The sequence below is a fragment of the Ruegeria sp. C8 genome (assembly GCF_056537565.1).
Window position 1 is genome coordinate 135,809 of record NZ_JBQFRV010000003.1, and the last position, 17,268, is coordinate 153,076.

Annotated in this window: 24 protein-coding genes; 2 read left to right on the plus strand and 22 right to left on the minus strand. The window is 55.1% G+C overall.

Annotated features, from left to right (window positions below):
* Positions 1 to 3: 3 nt before the first annotated feature.
* The 19 genes from ACR0KL_RS05945 to ACR0KL_RS06035 form a co-directional block, all read right to left on the minus strand.
* The gene (locus ACR0KL_RS05945) at positions 4 to 294 is read right to left on the minus strand and encodes a hypothetical protein (RefSeq protein WP_480776751.1); all 291 of its coding nucleotides are present in this window, start codon (positions 292 to 294) and stop codon (positions 4 to 6) included.
* Positions 291 to 653: a hypothetical protein gene (locus ACR0KL_RS05950; protein ID WP_480776752.1), complete on the minus strand. Its 363-nt coding sequence runs from the start codon at positions 651 to 653 to the stop codon at positions 291 to 293. Before ACR0KL_RS05950 ends, ACR0KL_RS05945 begins: the two co-directional genes overlap by 4 nt.
* Positions 650 to 1,267 carry a hypothetical protein gene (locus tag ACR0KL_RS05955; protein WP_480776753.1) on the minus strand — a complete coding sequence of 206 codons (618 nt, stop codon included), beginning with the start codon at positions 1,265 to 1,267 and terminating at the stop codon, positions 650 to 652. The genes ACR0KL_RS05950 and ACR0KL_RS05955 overlap by 4 nt, the downstream gene beginning before the upstream one ends.
* Complete coding sequence (locus ACR0KL_RS05960; RefSeq protein WP_480776754.1) at positions 1,268 to 3,019, minus strand: hypothetical protein; 1,752 nt, start codon at positions 3,017 to 3,019, stop codon at positions 1,268 to 1,270.
* The gene (locus ACR0KL_RS05965; protein WP_480776755.1) at positions 3,012 to 3,824 is read right to left on the minus strand and encodes a hypothetical protein; all 813 of its coding nucleotides are present in this window, start codon (positions 3,822 to 3,824) and stop codon (positions 3,012 to 3,014) included. The genes ACR0KL_RS05960 and ACR0KL_RS05965 overlap by 8 nt, the downstream gene beginning before the upstream one ends.
* A gap of 532 nt (positions 3,825 to 4,356) precedes the next feature.
* A complete protein-coding gene (locus tag ACR0KL_RS05970; protein WP_480776756.1) occupies positions 4,357 to 6,174 on the minus strand; it encodes a hypothetical protein in 1,818 nt (605 codons plus the stop codon).
* Positions 6,174 to 6,353 (minus strand): hypothetical protein, encoded by a 180-nt coding sequence (locus tag ACR0KL_RS05975; protein WP_480776757.1) that lies wholly within the window; start codon positions 6,351 to 6,353, stop codon positions 6,174 to 6,176. The genes ACR0KL_RS05970 and ACR0KL_RS05975 overlap by 1 nt, the downstream gene beginning before the upstream one ends.
* 5 nt (positions 6,354 to 6,358) lie before the next feature.
* A complete protein-coding gene (locus ACR0KL_RS05980) occupies positions 6,359 to 6,757 on the minus strand; it encodes a hypothetical protein (RefSeq protein ID WP_480776758.1) in 399 nt (132 codons plus the stop codon).
* Positions 6,757 to 7,155: a phage tail protein gene (locus tag ACR0KL_RS05985; protein WP_480776759.1), complete on the minus strand. Its 399-nt coding sequence runs from the start codon at positions 7,153 to 7,155 to the stop codon at positions 6,757 to 6,759. The genes ACR0KL_RS05980 and ACR0KL_RS05985 overlap by 1 nt, the downstream gene beginning before the upstream one ends.
* A gap of 29 nt (positions 7,156 to 7,184) precedes the next feature.
* Positions 7,185 to 7,586: a DUF3168 domain-containing protein gene (locus ACR0KL_RS05990; RefSeq protein WP_480776760.1), complete on the minus strand. Its 402-nt coding sequence runs from the start codon at positions 7,584 to 7,586 to the stop codon at positions 7,185 to 7,187.
* Positions 7,576 to 7,989, minus strand: a complete 414-nt coding sequence (locus ACR0KL_RS05995; protein WP_480776761.1) for an HK97-gp10 family putative phage morphogenesis protein — start codon at positions 7,987 to 7,989, stop codon at positions 7,576 to 7,578. Before ACR0KL_RS05995 ends, ACR0KL_RS05990 begins: the two co-directional genes overlap by 11 nt.
* A complete protein-coding gene (locus tag ACR0KL_RS06000) occupies positions 7,986 to 8,330 on the minus strand; it encodes a phage head closure protein (RefSeq protein ID WP_480776762.1) in 345 nt (114 codons plus the stop codon). Before ACR0KL_RS06000 ends, ACR0KL_RS05995 begins: the two co-directional genes overlap by 4 nt.
* On the minus strand, positions 8,330 to 8,905 hold the full coding sequence (locus ACR0KL_RS06005) for a head-tail connector protein (protein WP_480776763.1): 576 nt from the start codon (positions 8,903 to 8,905) through the stop codon (positions 8,330 to 8,332). Before ACR0KL_RS06005 ends, ACR0KL_RS06000 begins: the two co-directional genes overlap by 1 nt.
* Entirely contained in the window at positions 8,902 to 9,051 is a 150-nt protein-coding gene (locus ACR0KL_RS06010) for a hypothetical protein (RefSeq protein WP_480776764.1), read from the minus strand. The genes ACR0KL_RS06005 and ACR0KL_RS06010 overlap by 4 nt, the downstream gene beginning before the upstream one ends.
* A gap of 63 nt (positions 9,052 to 9,114) precedes the next feature.
* Entirely contained in the window at positions 9,115 to 10,380 is a 1,266-nt protein-coding gene (locus ACR0KL_RS06015; RefSeq protein ID WP_480776765.1) for a phage major capsid protein, read from the minus strand.
* A gap of 10 nt (positions 10,381 to 10,390) precedes the next feature.
* A complete protein-coding gene (locus tag ACR0KL_RS06020) occupies positions 10,391 to 11,224 on the minus strand; it encodes a head maturation protease, ClpP-related (RefSeq protein ID WP_480776766.1) in 834 nt (277 codons plus the stop codon).
* Positions 11,196 to 12,455, minus strand: coding sequence for a phage portal protein (locus ACR0KL_RS06025; RefSeq protein ID WP_480776767.1), 1,260 nt, complete (start codon positions 12,453 to 12,455; stop codon positions 11,196 to 11,198). The genes ACR0KL_RS06020 and ACR0KL_RS06025 overlap by 29 nt, the downstream gene beginning before the upstream one ends.
* A 7-nt stretch (positions 12,456 to 12,462) precedes the next feature.
* Complete coding sequence (locus ACR0KL_RS06030) at positions 12,463 to 14,226, minus strand: terminase large subunit (protein ID WP_480776768.1); 1,764 nt, start codon at positions 14,224 to 14,226, stop codon at positions 12,463 to 12,465.
* Positions 14,210 to 14,590: a hypothetical protein gene (locus tag ACR0KL_RS06035; RefSeq protein WP_480776769.1), complete on the minus strand. Its 381-nt coding sequence runs from the start codon at positions 14,588 to 14,590 to the stop codon at positions 14,210 to 14,212. Before ACR0KL_RS06035 ends, ACR0KL_RS06030 begins: the two co-directional genes overlap by 17 nt.
* A gap of 161 nt (positions 14,591 to 14,751) precedes the next feature.
* Here ACR0KL_RS06035 and ACR0KL_RS06040 point away from each other — a divergent pair, with 161 nt between their 5' ends.
* Entirely contained in the window at positions 14,752 to 14,988 is a 237-nt protein-coding gene (locus tag ACR0KL_RS06040; RefSeq protein ID WP_480776770.1) for a hypothetical protein, read from the plus strand.
* Here the strand turns inward: ACR0KL_RS06040 and ACR0KL_RS06045 are convergent.
* Positions 14,985 to 15,272 (minus strand): HNH endonuclease, encoded by a 288-nt coding sequence (locus tag ACR0KL_RS06045; protein ID WP_480776771.1) that lies wholly within the window; start codon positions 15,270 to 15,272, stop codon positions 14,985 to 14,987. The two genes, ACR0KL_RS06040 and ACR0KL_RS06045, sit on opposite strands and share 4 nt — an antisense overlap.
* Positions 15,273 to 15,354: 82 nt before the next feature.
* On the opposite strand from ACR0KL_RS06045, the gene ACR0KL_RS06050 reads away from it, so the two are divergent.
* Positions 15,355 to 15,786 (plus strand): hypothetical protein, encoded by a 432-nt coding sequence (locus ACR0KL_RS06050; protein WP_480776772.1) that lies wholly within the window; start codon positions 15,355 to 15,357, stop codon positions 15,784 to 15,786.
* A gap of 341 nt (positions 15,787 to 16,127) precedes the next feature.
* Here ACR0KL_RS06050 and ACR0KL_RS06055 read toward each other — a convergent pair whose 3' ends face one another.
* On the minus strand, positions 16,128 to 16,592 hold the full coding sequence (locus ACR0KL_RS06055) for a VPLPA-CTERM sorting domain-containing protein (RefSeq protein WP_480776773.1): 465 nt from the start codon (positions 16,590 to 16,592) through the stop codon (positions 16,128 to 16,130).
* Positions 16,593 to 16,704: 112 nt separating this feature from the next.
* Complete coding sequence (locus tag ACR0KL_RS06060; RefSeq protein WP_480776774.1) at positions 16,705 to 17,148, minus strand: hypothetical protein; 444 nt, start codon at positions 17,146 to 17,148, stop codon at positions 16,705 to 16,707.
* Positions 17,149 to 17,268 lie beyond the last annotated feature (120 nt).

A 17,268-nucleotide genomic window follows, 5' to 3' on the forward strand; every position in this document is an offset into this window, starting at 1 on the left:
ACCTCAATTTTGACCCGTCAAGCGCTCTAGGCGTCGGTCCATGCGCTCTACGATATCGAGGATGTTTTCGAGCTTCTGGCTTTGCGCCACGTCCTGGCGCTCGGCTCGGTGAATTGCTTCGGTCTGCGTCTGGTCTACCAACCGTTGTCGCTCAACGTCTCGTTCAAGAGTTTCGATCCGGGTTGACAGGTTTGCGGCAAACCACCCCGCTAGCAGCGTTTGCCCCAGAATGGTAACGATCAGCGCGAGGGGGACACGCTTGTCTAGGTGCCAAGGTTCCTTCGAGCCGGTCATTCCACCCCCACCGCACTCCAAAGAGTGTCATCAGTGATGTCTGAGGGGATTGGGTCGATTTCCTCTATCTCATTTGAGCGCGCGCGGATCGCCTCAACCTGTTCCCAGATGGCATCACCTGCCTCAACCTGCGCGACCTCTTCGGGCGTCCATTCCGCCATTGGCTTTCGATTTAGCCGGGCGGCTTGTGCAAGCAGGTTTCGCTGCTTCCATTCCGGGATAATTTCAAGAATGCGCCGGTTCGCCTCTGCCTTTACATCCTCTACCGTGGAAGGTGGGTTCATCGCCGCCCACTCTTCATCGGTATAGGTGGTGAAGACCTTTTCCCCATTTTCGTCATAAGTCAGAGCAGTCGTCATTCCGGGGCCTCCCACTTGCGACGAAGAAGATATATTTTGCCAAGATCAAAGCTGCCCGACGATGGCCGGATACGGAGTCGATCAATCCTCCATGGGGTGGTTGTATATACCCAAGAAGCACACCTTGAATCCCCATTTGAGGTTCCCGCCCCTGAAGCTATGCTGGCAGACACCCCATGAGTGAGCGATAAATTGGTCGCATCGTTGAATTCAATAAAGCCAACCGCAACACTACTGCTAAGTGCTTGACTGGCCATAGTACTAACCGCAGGCATGTAAACACCGTCTATTGAACGGCGCGCTTCAACGTTGATAGTAAAAGAGGCCGATGAACTTACACGATCCACTAGGAACGCGTACTGATAGCCAACCTCAAGATCCGGCGTCTCAACAGATCCGATACTGCCGTCAACTGCCTGTTCCCAAAGTATCCCGTCACCGCTTCCGGCGTTAATCGTGCGGTTGTAGGGGTGCCACATGGCTTGGTTGGTAGGGGCGGTCGGTTGCCCCTCTACCAAAGCAATTGGGTCGTCGCGGAGGGCTGTGAACAAAGGCTGAGTTCCAGGGCTGTCCTGGTCGATGTCGCCGTTTGCAATTCCAGTGTATGCGGGCATCTATGAAATCCTCGCGCAAGGCGAGCCATCGGACAGAAGCCCGGTTGCATCGCCTATGTAAAAATTTCGGAAAGGCGCATCGTCCGCGCCAGGATAATCGGCAGCATCAGCGGCCATGATGTAGTGAATGCGACCGTTCAGGGTGGTGTCTTCAGCCACGTACTCTATGACCTCGCCGCTCACCTTTTCTTCTGCGGATATGATCGTCCAATTCGTGCTTCGGCGCGCGCCAAACTCGTCCACATCAAGGCTGTGCTGCAAGGTGAACGTGTCGCTAACCCAATACTGCCGGTCCTTGGCGTCAACGCGGAAAGTAGCCTGCCGTGGAATGTCAACGTATCGGGTGATGATTTTGGACGCAGTACTCTGCGCAAGAGCGTCAGTGCGCAGCCAGCGCGCATATATCTTCCGAATAGACGGCTCCCCGTATTTCTCGGGCGTTTCGCTATCTAAATCCGCAAGCACAAACTGCGGCTGATAAGCCGCTTGATCGTCCCATTTCTTAGTGAAATCGGTCTGATTGTAGTAGACCCAGACTTGCGAAGTGCGCTGCTTAGGCTTCTCTACAAACCTCAGACCTTTCAGGATGTTGCTGGCATCGGTCAAAACCGGTGGCTCTTCGTCAATACCACGGATGGCCTTAAGCTTGATGAGGCTCGCGCGCTCATCCCACCAGATGTAGCAAGCGCATTGCTCATGGATCTGCGAGACCAATGACACAGCAGGCTCTGGCTCGGTGATCAGCGTGTTTAAGCGGTAGAAGCTGCGATGCTCTGAAGCCTCTGCGGCCCAATTGACAGTATCCAGCCACGCGGCGTCTATACCCGACTCTAAGCAAATGCTTTCAAGAGCCTCATCCATTGATAGTTCGGTGTATCGGCGGCACTCTTGAACCGCGTCATCAACACTATGGTCTTCAGCCTCGCTGTTATCAGTGCCACGTGTGACACCAGAGAAGGTGACCCCATTGGTGCTATCTGCCCTACTGGTGTAGGTCATGATCTCGTCATTGATCCGCAGGGTTCCGGTTGCCGGGTAGTCCGCCTCGACAGCACGCGCGACTTCGAAGCTTGTTACAGATGCATCAATGTCTTCATAAAGCAGGCCAGGGCTGACTGGTGGTATCTGGGCCTTGCGCTCTTCCAGCCGCGCCAGAGGGTCTTTTCCCTTAATGGTGATACGGCCATTGGCAACCTGCGAGACCTCGGTAAGAAAATACCGGCGTGTCCGCATCTCTGCGAGTGTCTGGCCTGCATACCCCTCGTAGATCACGATTTGCGCGCCGGTGCGGTATTTGTTGCGCGCGAGCCAACGTGTCCAGAAGGTGCCGCGTGTCCCGTCCATCGGATCCCAAGACCGCCCGTCAATATAGGGGTCAACGATCTGATCCGTATGCGGCACGTCCTTGAACGTAACCGTGCAGACTGCGCGCTGCCCAATGCCTTGCGAATTCCTGTCCGACGTTGCCAGATTGATTTTGGTTGGTGCAGTCGACACGCCTTGAAGAAATGGCAGAACGTTGCTGAGGCCCTGCACAGTCTTATCCGCCTTGTTGCCCCTTGAAAAATAGAGGCTAAGCGGTGTCCCCAACGCGAAGTTCGGCGCGTCTTTGCAGGAGCTGCGTGTGTTGTAGCAGCGCTGATCGTTCGTGCCTGTCGCCGTGCATGGCGCTACACCGAATGTATTTGCGCAGAACGGCTGTTGCAGCGCAACAATCAGAACCGGCTCACGTCCGACTGTTGTTTCAGTCATGCGAATACCCTTGAAGGCTGAAGCCAACGGTCATCAAATCACGAATGCCCATGTTCGAAGCTGAGGGCGTGCCAGTCACGCGGCCAAACCCGACATCCTCAAAGGTCTCGGGCCTCCAAGCAATGAAAACGGCGTCGTCCTCTGCAGCTCGCTGCATATCCGACCAATTCGACCGAACCCAAGTCGCTGTTACGTTTTGCCACTCAAAGGCTGTTGCCAGCGCTGTGCGCTGCTTCGTCATCCCAAGGAATTCCCCGGTGTTTGAAACGTTGGTCCGGTACTCAGTGCGACGACCAAAGACCAACGGAGCATGCCCGCCATAGATTGGACGCTCCATCTGAAGGGCCTTGCCTACCCGGATCACCGCGATCTGTCCCGGCGTGGCCTCAGATGTCTGGATGCCAACCCGCCAACGCTGCGCTGTGACAGGTTCAAAAATAGCCATGATGTGGCTGTCATCGGTTGGGGTAAACGCGGCAACAAGATCGACCCATGAAAACCCGTTCCAATATTGGATCGAGACCGTTGCGGCCTGCGTTCCCAGGTCGTGGGCCGCGATGGCGACACAATCACATTCCACAGCGCTGCCGTGGTCATACTCCCATGTTTCAAGGCCGGTCGTTGATGGGCGCCATGCTTCATAGGTCAGGCTGTTGTTTGGCGCAGAGGCAAAGAAGTTATCCGCCGTGCTGGACGCCGTGATTGCCCCACCGGTCAACCAATTCCGCCGATGCAATATGCGCGCATGCGTCAATGGCATGTCGTTGGCGGGTAGCGTGTACCCAATCGGAGAAACGATTGTCATCCAGGGATTCCCAATGCAAATGACCCCACCGAAGCAGGGTTTTAGGTTGGTCTTTAAAGTGTTGGGTGAGCCTGCGGTTTCTAAAACCGGCTAAGCTGTGTAAGTCCTACCTTTCGAGCGAGGTCACTTCAGTGATGCTAACTCGAACTTGAGACCCAGTTGTTTCCACTGCGCCCCTCGCTTCTATTTTGCAGGCGTTTGGCATCATGAGTGGCGGGGATCGACCGCATTCTTCTTGAATCTTGACGCGGTCTTCTCGCCCAGAGTCCACAAATGCGATGAACTTAGTGTGCCCATAATTCCGGTCGCGTTCATAGTAAGCAAATTGATTTTCGTCCTCGAGAAAAACTATCCGGCCGCTCAGCTTAACTTCGTATCCATCTATGCCCCTCATAAATTCTAAAGGGGTGGGCGCTTCCTGAGCACTCAAAGAAAAAGGAATGGCAATAAGTAGCGCCGCAAGAGACTTCAATTTCGGACCTCTCAAATTCTTAGTTCAATTCCAGACGCTACGCGCACCTCTCTGAGAATGTCAAACGAAGGCAATGCTTCTAAAGCCTCGGTCCTCAGCTTCTTCCATCAGTTCTTCAAACAGAGTTCTAACGTCGCGACCTCGGTAGAGATCATCCGAGTTGATACCTTGAATGCGCAAGTCAAGGCCATTGCTGGTCTGTGACGATTCAGAAGGAGCCGCAGAAGGTGTAGTAGCACCGCCAACGCCACCGCTATAGCCTGCCGACGTCCCGCGCGAGTTGGCGGACTGAATGCTTTGGATCAACGCACCCGTCTTGAGAACAGATGCAGCCGTGAACGCTGCAGCAACTGGGGGGCCACCAATAGCCATGCCTTTGTTCCAAGCCTCTGACGCAGCTTCATGCCCATTGACAATCGCGTTTGCGAGTGACGCCGCCTTTCCAATCTCAAACAGCTTTTCGTTTTCCGTCTGCATGAGCGACGATAGATCCCGGAAGGCTCCTTTGAACTTCCCGAGCTTGGTTCGCATAGACGCCTGTTCAATATCTGCAAGCCGCTCGGCGTGTTCACGGGTGATCGCAGCTTCAAGCTCGTTGTACTCCTCCTCGGTCGCGATTTTTGCATCACGATATTCCTGGAGTTTTTCCATCTGCTCTTCGCGCCAGATTTCAAGTTGCTCGGCCTCTGTAGCCAAGCGCGCTTGAAATGCCTCGAAGTTGTCCAGGCCTAGACCACCACCGCCACCGCTGCGACGACGCCCGCCGCCAGAACTAGGCGGGATTGAAGTAATACTGACGGCTGGCGCAGTCGATCCCGGAATCGCGGGTGTGTTGTCGGAGTATTCAACTACTTCTCCTCTTTCAGGGTCCCAATAGAACGTCCCTGAGTTGGACGGATCGCCTTTGTCGTTCGGATCTGCGCCAAGACTTTGATTGCGCCGGTTCTGTTCTGCAGCGCTGTATTCTGCAACAGCCCCTCCATCAACGCCAGCCGCCGCACCGACGAGAGACATGAACTTGCGAAGCCCATCAATGGCAGGCTGCAAATCCTCAACAAAGGCAACGAAACCCTTTCCGAAATCAACCAATGCCGGAATACCAACATCTGCAACCCAAGTTGCCAGCGCCTCAATCTCATCGGCGTATTCTAGGATTGCAACCTTAGCCTTGTCCTCGATTGTGCGGGACAGGTCGCGAAGCTTTTCATCTAGCCGCGCGCCTTGGTCAATAAGGTCATTGCTGATGATCCGGCCCGCGTTTTGGGCCCCATCGCCAAGGCGCTTGAGTTCTTGCCCGTTGTTGCGAAGAAGTGGAGCCAGAGCCGTCGCATCGCTCGCCAGCGCCTCAAGGTAGAAGGTCATCTGCTGTTGGCTGACGTTTGCCTTTTCCAGCGAGGAAACATAAAGCTGCAGAGCTTCAGGCCCCGATAGGTTTGCGAACTGGTCCGCTGTTACGCCAACAGCCGGGGCGATGTTCTCAAAGAAGTCTTTCAGAGGCCCTGCACCATTGGCAAGGAAGTCGCCGAATTTGTCGTTCACGTCCTTGAAGATGTCGGCCATCTTCTCCTGGGAAAACCCGACTTCTTCACCCGCTATGGCGAGCTTTTGAAACTCCTCTGCGCCAACGCCAGCAACGCGCGAAAGGTTCTGAATTTCCTTGGCAGAGGCAGCCGCATTTCGGGCTGAGACCAAGAAGCCAACGCCCATTGCAGCGGCAGAAGCAGCAACCGCGACACCGATCTTTGCCATCTTGCGCGACATGCTTTCCGCATTGCGCTCAAAGCCTTTGACCGAATTTCCGGCTTTTTTGAGTTCCCGAACGAGGCCAGAAGCATCGCCGCCAACGGCAATGGCGACATCGCCAACGACTTTTGCCATTACGCAGCGTCCTTTCGCTTAGCAGCCTTTACCATCTCGACAACCTCAACCATTTCGTTGCCGCGCTGTTGGAAATCATCCGGCAACTTGGCCTGTATCAACCACCACACTTGCCCCGGCGACATGCGCCAGAACTCTGCGGCTGAAACCCATTCGCTGCCGACTGTGAGATCATGCAACGTCTTTACGATTCCGCTGCCTTCGAACTTTCCTGAGACTTTTTTTTACTGTTGGGAGCCAACGACAGCGCCACAGGGGGCGCAACAATTGCCAACAGGCCCATAATTGAAGCTTGAACCTTCACAGCAACGGACGAGTCCTGTTTTGCGAAGTCATCCATGATTGAAAGATAGACTTCATCATCAGATACCTCGGCCCCAGCATGGCGCAACGCGGCACCGAAGGCCCGAGACAGTCGCACATATGACGGCCCGTTAGGCTGCATCAGAACGCTGATAGCTTGCCCGCCATTACCGCCCGTTAGAGCGTCTTCAATCGACGCAATCAGCATCAATTGGTCTTCTGCTGGAACAGTGTAGTCCTCACCCTTCCAGCTAAGTTTTACCGGCTCAAAACCTTTCATTAGACGGACGGCGTGAAGGTCCACGCTCCATCGCTGCTGAAGGTCGATGTGAACGTCTGCCCGTCCTCAAACGCGCCGGTCTCCGAATAGGCGGTCATCACGAAATCGCCCGACACCTCATCCCCATTGGGGAATTCAAATGTCAGGTTGCTAAGGAACTTGCCCGAGGCAGCACCCAACGAGATGTCACGCAGAACGTTATCCTCTTCGTATCCATCAATCGTGAGTTCCAGCGACTGGCCCGTTAGAACCCCATCCAAATAGGTCGCAACGCCGTTGTCGGTCTGAGTTTCCACATTGATCGGGGATCCATTGACCGTGATGCCAACTGTGCGGCCTCCGCCAACTGTAGTGCCTCCGATTTTGATGACGCATAGGCGCCCAGCTTCTTTCGCCATGATTTAGTCTCCATCTATGGGCTTTGCGCTTATGCGCTCTCAATAAGGGCGCGATATTCACACACCCCATGAACCCTGCCGTCTTCTTCGGCAAAGCAATCTGTGTCCTCGCGTAACAGCGAGAAATTGTTGAAACCTGTTATCGTCATTTCAGAACGATGAAGGGCCGCATACATCGCGCCCTGGATGCCTTTGCACTCAAGCATTTCGCCTGTGCGGCTCCATGTGTGGATGCGGATCTGCGCGGAAAATCCGTTCGTGGTCTGCGTGTCCAGTTCGGTGATTATCGCGCGCCCGATTGTGACATACGGGAAAACACCGCTATTGCCGCCATCTGATGCCTGGGGCGTAGTCTCAAAGACTGATGCGCCGATAGATGCCGCAACTAGCTGCGAATACAGCGCCCGCTGCAGCTCAACCTCAACCCCCATTGCGCTTTGCGGCACGTTTAAGCGCCGCCTCCCATTTCTTGCCAAACTGCTGAACAAAGATGTCATTCAGCTTTGGGCGGAATTTCTCGACTGTACGCATGAAAAAAGCATGCTCCACGTTGTCTGGGCCCTGACCGTATTCCAGAAATCGCCAATAGAATGCTTTTGGCGCGACACGAACGGTAGAGAGGTACTTTCCGTGCGGTGTTCGTTCCCGCTTCGCCTTGATCGACTTCTTTAGATCGCCTTCATCTTTTGGGGCCAGCTTGCGGCTTTCCTTGCGCATTTCGCCCGCGATGCCGTGGATCGTGGAGCGCATGAGGTTATGTGCCTGTCGAGGCCCCACATCCTCAAAGATACGATTCACGTCATCAATGCCGGTGATCTCCACAGTCGGTTTCAATTCGAAACGCCCCGCTCAGCCTCGATCTGCAAATACATAGAGCGCGGACTTTCACGCATGATCGAACGAATGTTGTAGGTCTCGCCCCGCCACTGAATTCGCATGGCTTCATCAAGGTCCGACCGCTGCCGGATCTTAAAGACATACGTCGCGGATGCATTCATGCGGCCCTCAAGCAGACCTTCGATCCCACGCTTTGGCGCGACATGCGCCCATACCTTCGGCACGCTCGACAAATCAGCCCAGGTCTTTGTGAACCCGCCCGCGCCGTTTGACGTCTCGCTATAAGCCTGAAACGTGATCCGCTCGGATAGCTGGCCGACTTGTGGACGCCGAGCCATCACACCACCTTGTGCCGGTGCGGCTCGATCAGCGCCCGGAATGCCATAGGCGCTTCACTCAAGCGCATCTCTGTGACCGAAGCCCGGTTTTCGTACCAGTGCGTCACCAGTAGCAATATTGCCTGCTTAAGCGCAGCCGGAACAACACCAGAGCCGCCATATCCCGCCGTTAGAGTAACGGTAATGGGTTCTAGGGTGTCGTCGTGTACTGAAGGCTCTGAAAACGCATCCTTGAAGCGCACAACAGAACCAAGAGTGTCCTGAATAATCTCGTATTCCGCCGGGGCAACAGTCTGCTCTGTGTCATCGGTGTCCTGATAGGTGATTGTGACCGAAGCCACATTCGGAAACGGAAGCCGGATGCAGTCAGACCAGTCACGAACACCAAAGCGCCATGTCTGAGACACCACGCAGCGACCCAGAACACCCGACCAGCCATCCAGATAGGACACGGCAGCGTTGATTAGGTCTATAATCAACAAATCCTCTTCCGAGTGATCCACGCGAAGATGCGTTTTCACCCGAGAAAGAGAAACTGGCGCTTCGGTTGGCGCTGAAACAAGGACCGGGGTCATTTGCCCTGCGCGGCCTTCTTATTGGGCGTAGCGCCAAGCTTTTCGGCCACTTTTTCCATGTTTTCAGGGATTTCGTCACCCTTTTCCAGTTTGACGGGGTAAACCTCACCGTCTGGAACAGCGTAAATCGCTTTAGTTGCTTTCATGGGGTCACCTCTCAAACCATCGAAAGGGGCGAACTCGCCGCCCCTTCTGGAAAGCTTGAGCGCTTAGGCTTCAACTTTGTGCAGGCGCAGCGACTCGGGGTCGTTTACGCCGCCACCAACGCGCTTGGTCGTGTAGAACTGCACGTTAGGTTTGTCCGTGTAGGGATCGCGCGTGATGCGGATACCGACACGGTCAACAATCAGATAACCGCGCTGGAAATCGCCGAAGGCAATCGGATATGCGTTGGCCGCTACATCCGGCATTGCCGCCATTTCCGTGACCGGCTGGCCAAGAATTGTCGATGGTTCACCTGGCGCAAGGCCGCGCTGCCAAATCAGATTGCCGTCGCCATCTTTCAACTTACGAACAGCGGCGTGAGTTTTGCGGTTCATGATAAACCGCGCATTCGCGCTACGCTCGGTCGGCAGGTCGTAAACGAGATCAATCAGGCCATCGACGGTGAGTGCCGCCGCTGCACCGGAAGCAACCTCCGGGATCACACCCCAAGGGCGTGTGGCTGCATTTGCGCCGCCGGTGGCGTAGGTCAACAGACCGTTCGGCTTGTTGGTGCCATCGCCCGAGATGAAGGCCACATTCTCCTGATAGGAAAACTCGGTCTCTACCTCCATCGCCAGCCAGGACTCGATGTCGACCAGAGCATCATCCAGAACGCGCTGCGTTGCCTTCGGGTTGGCGTAGACTTCGCCGGTGTTGAAGGTCAACTGGCCAAACTGCGCCTGACCTGTGGTCGGACGCGCTGCGGTTTCACCAACCCAGCCCGACGCAGTCGCACGGTCGTTGTACAACCGGGTAAAGCCGTTGCCGCCAATCGAAATCTGCCCAGCGATCTGACGCATGGGCGAAACGATTTTTAGCTTGTCGACAATAGTGCGGTCCCATTCGGTTGGAGCCAGATAGCCGCCGTCAGCATCAGTGCCGACAGACATGGCCGCACGAATGCCGGTTGCCTGCATAGCCTCAACTTCGGTCTCGCCGCGCCCCTTACGGAACCAGTTGCCGAACGCCTTAACGTATTCGGGGTCGGTTTCTGCATCGACCGAACCACCAGACAACGACAGAGACGCAATTTTTGCGTTTGCCTCATCGATAGCGGTCTGCAGTTCACCAACGGATGCGTTGATGCGGTCAACCTGTTCAGACTGGACAACATCGCCCAGGCCTTTTTTCAGGTCAGTGACCTCTTTTTCATGCGCCGCCTTGAAGGCTTCAAACGCTTTGCCCTGCTCATCAAGCAGTGCCTTGATATCGGTGCCAGCATCAGCGCGCACACCGACAAGCCCGCGAACGGGTTGTGCGAAGGTTTTCATAAGAAAACTCCTATTTCGTCAGTTTTTCGATGTTGCTGCGGAGAGCAGCGGCTAAGTCAGCGCCCGGCATGACGTTAGGGGCCGCTACGGCAGGCCCCTCTTGTAGTTCCGCAAGAAGGCTACGACGCTCCTTGCGAGACATTCCCTGTGCGCCCAAAGACGCTTCAATCCTTGCGATGGCAGAGGCTTGTTTACCGCCATCTTCGTCCATTCCAATTGCGTCAGCGTCGAGAAACGCATCAGCAAGCCCATTTTCAACGGCATCCTTGCCGGTGAAATAGGTTTCAGCGTCCATCCACGATTCTACATCATCCGAAGATTGGCCCGAGCGCTCCGCGTAGAGGTCACGCATAGCCCGGTCGAACGGCTCAAGTGTTGCCGCAGACGCAGCCATATCATGTCGGTTGCCGACCGTGATGCCCCATGCGTTGTGGATCATCAGGAATCCGGTCTTTGCGACCCTGATTTCATCGCCGGCCATTGCAATGACGGATGCGGCGGACGCAGCTAAACCAAGTACATTGACGGTCACTTTGGCCTGATGTTCACGCAGCAGGTTGTAGATCGCCACGCCCTCAAAGAAGTCACCGCCCGGTGAGTTGATATTCACCTGAACCTCACGCGGGCCAATGGAGCGCAGCGCAGAAGCAACACGCTTTGCCGTTACACCGCCACCGGTCCATGGATCTTCGCCAATCTCATCTAAAACAGAAATCGACGTGTCATTCTCGGACGCGGCTCGCACACCGGCATTCCAGCGTTCAACAACATCGATTCTGGGTTGCCATTCGACGCCTGAAAGCGCCTTAACTGCCTCAATCTTCGGTAGTTTGCGCAGGCTCATTATGCCCTCCCGCTGTGTTGGGCGGTTCATAGTATTGACCGCCTTCCCCGTCCTCGCGGGGGTTCATATCCTCTAGTGAACGGACCTCATCAGGGCTAAACACGCCCCATTGAAGCGCCTTCACGTACGCCTCCCAACGCGCTTTGATATCGCCGCGAACCAGTCCATTGACGTTGAATTTGGCCGAGACTGACGGATCTTGAATCAAATCCCGGTTGATTGCCTCTTCCCACTCGGTCAACCAGTCTTGGAGCGTGTAGGTGACAAACCCGATTGACTGCTGTTCGATCCCAGTTCCCCAGGACGTACTTTTCTCCGTGTCACCCAGCATGTGCGGAGGAACGCCAAAGAACATCGCAATTTCAGAGCGCGTGAATTTCCGGTTTTCTACGAATTGCGCATCTGCGCTCGTCATGGTCATGGGCTTCCACTGCATCCCCTCTTCCAGGATCAGCGTCTTGTTCGCGTTTTCAGCGCCTCGAAAAGCCTCCAGGGAGGCCCGTAATGCGTCTTGGCCCTCTTTTCCGATAGCGTTGGGGTGTTCCAACACAGCGCCTGGGTTCGCGCCGTTCTTAAATAGCGTTGCGCCGTGCTTTTCTGTTTGGATGGCCATGCCGATACTTTCGCGGGCATATTGCAGCGCCGAAAGACCGGTCACGCCATCAAGCGAAAGGCCGCGTAGGTGGAAAACCTCGCTTTGCGGCAAAACAACAGACGCGCCACCCGCCTTTTGATAGTGATAGACCAATTCCCCGGTCGGCAATTGTTTTGGCTGCACCCTGTCAGGCATCATCGGAACCAATTCCGTAGTCATACCGCGGCTCTTGACCTTCATCGCGTAGCCATTGCCGCGCAAGAGAACGTGGGCCTGCAGCATGCGCCGAAACTGCGAAGGCGACTGCCAACGGTTCGGCTTTCGCCGTATCAATTGAGAAAGAGTGTCGTTCGCGGGCAGTTCCCGCCGATATTCTCCGTCGCGTCGAACGATATGCAAGGGCAGCGTAGCGACCGCGCCAGATATCAGGGTCACGCAGCGATTTGCTGCTGCCACGTTAAGTGCTGCGTCAGGCGTAACGGTCGCACCGGAGGCCGTTTCCGAGCCTGCGCGCAGAAATCCGTCCAAATCCTGAGACGTGTCAATTGTCGGGCCAACCGCAATTGTTTGTCCCATAGCCTTCGGCTGTTCAGGCGCAACCTCCGACTTGCGCCGGAACAATCCGAAAAAATCCATATACGTCTCACATCATCAAAAGGCCGCGCTGCTCATAAACTGAGGCGGCATCTTCATCCTGTCTCGCCGTTGCCGCACCAACTGCCATTGCGAGCGCAACAGCCATGTCGATCCGCCGAGCGGCCTTGTGTTTCGTGAACCGCCGCAAATCTGCAGGCGAGGTATCGAAAGTCGCGCCCGATACCGCCGAGCGCAGCGCCGGATTCACATGAACCCGTATTCTCTGTTCCAGAATGAGCGTTTCCAGCTCATCCACGGACCCAGGCATCCAAAGGGTGACTTCCTGCCCGTCAGGGGCTTCCCGCTTGCGTTTGGTCCAGCCCTGTGGGTGGTCCAACATCGGAAGCACCGCGCCCATATCTCCGACAATCGCCTCAAAGTCAGCGATCAGGAAGTTGTCATAGGCGATGAAATCCAAATCAAAACTGCTGCTATCTTCGATAAGATCAGCCGCCACATAGTCCAGCCGGGTCTTTTTCCCCGGCGTAGCCGTTAAGAACCCCGCTTCAACCCAAAGATCATACGGGGCGCCATCCCTGTCTGCCCGCGCTCGCAGTGTGTCCTCTGGCGTGTAGCCGTGGACGAAGGCGGTGAATTTTGGGTCGCCGTCATCCGTGAAACCATCCTCGAAAACCAGCGCCTTTGCCGTAAGGTCGGCTTTCGCCGAAAGGTCCAGTCCGGCATATGCCCTCTTTTTTTTGAAGTCCTCAATGTTGAGCGTGTGGTCCTCAATGGCCTCCCACGCTGCCCGACTGATCCAAGCGCTTTCGGCATCCGTCCACTCGCAGAAGTGTAAGCGCCGGATCCCGTTGGCCTTGGCTGGAATATCGCGCGCCTGCTTTGCCTGCAGCGCCAAATACTCCTCGGTGATCGTCACACCAAGCAGCGGGTTCGCCTTAATCCAACAGGATGAATCTTCAAAAGGATCGTCGCCTTCATCCAGAGCGCAGACATAGGCAAACGTTGTGTCGTCTTCGACCTCTTGGGCCGCAACAGCAACGGCATGCTTTCGCTCCTGCCAGCAGATGCTTTGCCGATCCGACCCGCTGTTAGTGATCATTATAAGTAGCGGCTGCTCTCGGAACTTGAAGCCCCGCTCTAGGATTTCAATAACGCCGCCGTCTGGGTGTTCATGCACCTCATCACAGAGCGCGAAGTGGGGCCGAGGTCCCGAACCTGTCTTTTTCGTCTCGCGCGACACTGGGCGGAAGAATGAACCGCTTTTCAGGTGCGCAAGGTTGTATTCCCTACCCGGCCCGCCACTGCGCCGGATCTTACTGTCCAGGCTTGGCGATTGGTCGACCATCTGGACCGCATCCCGAAACAGAATGCCCGCCTGCTCCTTCGTGGCACCAGCGCTGTAGATCTGCGCCCCGGCTTCCCCGTCAGCAACCAGACCATACAGGCCAATCGCGCCGACCATGGGGGATTTGCCGTTCCCTTTTCCCTGCTCAATGTAAGCCCGCCGAAAGCGGCGCTTCCCATCGCGCTTGCGCTTCCACCCAAACAGCGAACCGCAAATGAAATGCTGAGACGGGTGAAGCTCGAACGGCACCCCGTCAAACTGGCCCTCACTTAGCCGCAACACCGACCGACAGAACCGCGCAAACCGCTCGGCCTCTTCGCCATCAAAGTAGTAGCCGCGATCTCCTGCCGTATGCAGGTCATCCAAGTGCCGCCGACACGCATCACGAACATGCGGCCCCGCTACAATCTCGCCTGCCTCTACGGCCTTAGCGTAGGCCGATACCGGATCAGTTAAGGAACTCATCGGCGGGGTCTGTGCTTTCTTCTTCCGGCGCGGCTACCTTCGAGCGGTCTACCGGCGTTCCACCCATTGAACTAAGCAACAAGCGCATTTGAGCGTATACGGCGACCGGTACCTCTGGTTCGGTCAACATTTGGTATTCCAGCATTACAGCCGAACGGACTAGCTTGCGGTCAGAACGACCAAGCCAAGGGAAGTCTTCATTGAACTCGTCCCACAGCTCTTTCTGCTCGTCGTTGAAAGCCTTTGGTGCAGGCCCAAGAGACCGCACTTTTGGGGTCGCCCGATCTTTGAACCGGCCAGCGTTCTTAGCTACCGCTCCGGTGATGCTTGCCACCTCCTGCGGCAACCTTGGCCGTCCTGCCATAACTGAATCCCGATTTTGTGGATGTGAAAAAATGGCTCCCGCCGCCGGTCCCTAGGCTAGAGGTCCTGAAGATTGAGGTACCCCCTTCCCGCCTTGCGGGTTGCGGGACCGTCATTCAGTGCGCATGCTGTGAAGAATTTCATCAGCTTGAGGACTTTGATATGAGACTTCTTTCGGGATTATTGGCTATCTTCTTTGCCGCGCTAGCGACACAAGCAAGTGCCACCGTCCTTTCACCAAGTGACAGCGAACAAGTGGTTGCGCGCGGTGAGATGATCAGGGAGCGCGGGCTGAACGCCGGTTACTTCAAATACAACAACAACGCCTACTTTTGTTCGTTCGATGTGATTGGGTCGGGCCCAACCAGGGAACTTGTCGTTACTTGCATCGGATCCTAACCGACTGGCCATCCATCATCTCCCACCTGTTCCTTGGTTCCATTCTCGCGCTTCGTCTTATCGACGTGGCAGTCATGGCATATGGCTTGCAGGTTCTCGGGGTCATCCGTCCCATCCTGTGCCTTGCCTATGATGTGGTCCACCTCAGTCGCTGGTGTCGGTCTACCCTTGCGCAGACATGGCTGACATAGGTGTCCGTCTCGCTGCAGAATGTGCTGCCTTAGCTTGACCCATTGATAGCCGTACCCGCGCTCATGTCGTGAGGTGCTGTGCCATCCGGGCATTGGCGCTCTGATTCCCTAACAATAGTCCATTCTAAATATCTATTTTTTTTCTATTTGCATGAATATTTGGCATGTCAGGTCTATGACAGGTTCACCTGACATCATCAAATCAGTGCTTGGGATACGCAAGCCTTTCGCAACGGTTACTAACTTCGAAACAGAAAGGAAGATTGACATGAATATGCTCACTAAACTGACAACTTCCGTCGCGTTTTCGCTGGCGATGACGACCGCATCTTTTGCGAACGATGTTGCTGATGAGATCGGTCAGATAATGTACGGGAATGGGGCTATTGAAGGATTGGGCAGTCATCGCCAAGGCTCCCGGTCTACGCACAATGAAGGTTTCCTTGAAGGATACGGCGCTGGTACGGGAATGACACCAGGACCGGTTGAGGTTCGCGATCCAGGTGGATTCGGCGGTGGTCTGGGGTCCTTCGGTGGCGGTGCGTTTGGTACTGGTAGAACTTTCCGGATCGAGGACGTGGAAGGAGGTAGCCATTTCAATAATTAATGGCCTAGCACACGACGAAGAGTTTCGGCCCACACAATCGGGCCGAGACTTTCTGTGCTTTCGATTTCATGGAGTGTTTCCCGGGGGCGTAACGCGACGGACCGCAGTGAACAGCCCCCTTCTTGGTTGAAAGCTCATCTCGCATCACCCTATCCCCCGCTATTCGGTGCCCGTTGTTTCCGCAGTCGGGCGGCTGCGTACCCGCGAAGTACATGTTTTGATGCACTAAGGGGGTACCTCTCTCAGCGCACAGAGGTGCCTTTGATGTCACAAACAGTGATTTTAAAGAAAACCCGCCACCGGGGTGACGGGCTCAATGTTGTTGCGCTTTACGCTATGACTTAGGCCGTCTTGCGGCCTCTCCGGCTACGAGCTACGCCAAGGGCACCTAATCCACCGATTAGGAGTAGGGCGCTCGCGGGAATTGGAACCGGCGAAACTTCTCCTGCAATCGCCCAAACGTAGTCAGCCTCTCGGCCAGTGTCGTTGCTTCGTCGCACCTCATCGAGACTCTCGATCCATATCCAACTAGTCAAGAAGCCTCTGGGTTCAGCCCAGAGAAAACGAACATTTGGTCCCTCCCGAAGTTCGGGCGGTGCAGTTATTGTTGCCGTCTGCGCAAATATATTGGAAAGCTCTGAGTCACCATACCAAACTTGGTTTCGCAAGAGGTCAACATTGTCCTCGTAACTTCCATAGATCGTAGATATTTCCCAGTCTATTCCATCCACATTCACGGTAACTGCGCTAGCGCTGATAGGCGTGGAAAGCAATAAAATTGGTAGAACCAAACGTTTAAAAAACATAACAACCCCCAAAAAACTAGTAATAGCCTAGCAATTGAGTGTTTCTCGGCAATTGTAAGGATCCGCTCAGGTTCTGCCTGTGCTGGCTACCGTGTGTTGTTTGAGCGCGGGATTATTCCTCAATTACAGGAACTATCTTCCATTGAACGGGCTGACCGTCCGGCACCGAATAGATATCCCTAATCTCAGTCCAGCCGAGCATGTTTTCGCTAATCGCTTCGTAGCTTGCCTTGATGTCGATGCCGTAGTCCTGCACAGAGCTTTGGACCTTCGCTAGATCCTTGCGGATAACATCAATCTGAACGCCCTGCTCGGCACTTGCCTGCGTCAATCCAACAATCCGGTCGTTTATGGTCGCTAGCTGAGTGTTGTTGACTATGACGCTTTCGTTCAGCCTGTCGATAGAGGACTGAAGCGCGCTCATTGCTTCATTTGCACTCGATGTGTTGGCCCTAACCACATAGTCGGCGATAGCAAAGGAAACGTACCAAGCCACTGCTGCCGTTCCTGCCAAACTCAGTACAAACCTAACGCCCCAAATTGTCCAATTGCTCATGTAAACTATCCTTTCAGCCTCACCTAATAGGCAAAATAGAAAATAGTGATTAATGGGCAGAACGGTAGGAGCGCTAGACGATCAAGTCAAATCACCAAAACGCGGAATAGGAACAGAGGG

Excerpts from the sequence above, each read along its gene's own strand:
- ACR0KL_RS05945 (WP_480776751.1), bottom strand. The coding sequence starts at position 294 with ATGACCGGCTCGAAGGAACCTTGGCACCTAGACAAGCGTGTCCCCCTC.
- ACR0KL_RS05950 (WP_480776752.1), bottom strand. The coding sequence starts at position 653 with ATGACGACTGCTCTGACTTATGACGAAAATGGGGAAAAGGTCTTCACC.
- ACR0KL_RS05955 (WP_480776753.1), bottom strand. The coding sequence starts at position 1,267 with ATGCCCGCATACACTGGAATTGCAAACGGCGACATCGACCAGGACAGC.
- ACR0KL_RS05960 (WP_480776754.1), bottom strand. The coding sequence starts at position 3,019 with ATGACTGAAACAACAGTCGGACGTGAGCCGGTTCTGATTGTTGCGCTG.
- ACR0KL_RS05965 (WP_480776755.1), bottom strand. The coding sequence starts at position 3,824 with ATGACAATCGTTTCTCCGATTGGGTACACGCTACCCGCCAACGACATG.
- ACR0KL_RS05970 (WP_480776756.1), bottom strand. The coding sequence starts at position 6,174 with ATGGCAAAAGTCGTTGGCGATGTCGCCATTGCCGTTGGCGGCGATGCT.
- ACR0KL_RS05980 (WP_480776758.1), bottom strand. The coding sequence starts at position 6,757 with ATGAAAGGTTTTGAGCCGGTAAAACTTAGCTGGAAGGGTGAGGACTAC.
- ACR0KL_RS05985 (WP_480776759.1), bottom strand. The coding sequence starts at position 7,155 with ATGGCGAAAGAAGCTGGGCGCCTATGCGTCATCAAAATCGGAGGCACT.
- ACR0KL_RS05990 (WP_480776760.1), bottom strand. The coding sequence starts at position 7,586 with ATGGGGGTTGAGGTTGAGCTGCAGCGGGCGCTGTATTCGCAGCTAGTT.
- ACR0KL_RS06000 (WP_480776762.1), bottom strand. The coding sequence starts at position 8,330 with ATGGCTCGGCGTCCACAAGTCGGCCAGCTATCCGAGCGGATCACGTTT.
- ACR0KL_RS06005 (WP_480776763.1), bottom strand. The coding sequence starts at position 8,905 with ATGACCCCGGTCCTTGTTTCAGCGCCAACCGAAGCGCCAGTTTCTCTT.
- ACR0KL_RS06010 (WP_480776764.1), bottom strand. The coding sequence starts at position 9,051 with ATGAAAGCAACTAAAGCGATTTACGCTGTTCCAGACGGTGAGGTTTAC.
- ACR0KL_RS06015 (WP_480776765.1), bottom strand. The coding sequence starts at position 10,380 with ATGAAAACCTTCGCACAACCCGTTCGCGGGCTTGTCGGTGTGCGCGCT.
- ACR0KL_RS06020 (WP_480776766.1), bottom strand. The coding sequence starts at position 11,224 with ATGAGCCTGCGCAAACTACCGAAGATTGAGGCAGTTAAGGCGCTTTCA.
- ACR0KL_RS06025 (WP_480776767.1), bottom strand. The coding sequence starts at position 12,455 with ATGGATTTTTTCGGATTGTTCCGGCGCAAGTCGGAGGTTGCGCCTGAA.
- ACR0KL_RS06030 (WP_480776768.1), bottom strand. The coding sequence starts at position 14,226 with ATGAGTTCCTTAACTGATCCGGTATCGGCCTACGCTAAGGCCGTAGAG.
- ACR0KL_RS06035 (WP_480776769.1), bottom strand. The coding sequence starts at position 14,590 with ATGGCAGGACGGCCAAGGTTGCCGCAGGAGGTGGCAAGCATCACCGGA.
- ACR0KL_RS06040 (WP_480776770.1), top strand. The coding sequence starts at position 14,752 with ATGAGACTTCTTTCGGGATTATTGGCTATCTTCTTTGCCGCGCTAGCG.
- ACR0KL_RS06045 (WP_480776771.1), bottom strand. The coding sequence starts at position 15,272 with ATGCCCGGATGGCACAGCACCTCACGACATGAGCGCGGGTACGGCTAT.
- ACR0KL_RS06050 (WP_480776772.1), top strand. The coding sequence starts at position 15,355 with ATGACAGGTTCACCTGACATCATCAAATCAGTGCTTGGGATACGCAAG.
- ACR0KL_RS06055 (WP_480776773.1), bottom strand. The coding sequence starts at position 16,592 with ATGTTTTTTAAACGTTTGGTTCTACCAATTTTATTGCTTTCCACGCCT.
- ACR0KL_RS06060 (WP_480776774.1), bottom strand. The coding sequence starts at position 17,148 with ATGAGCAATTGGACAATTTGGGGCGTTAGGTTTGTACTGAGTTTGGCA.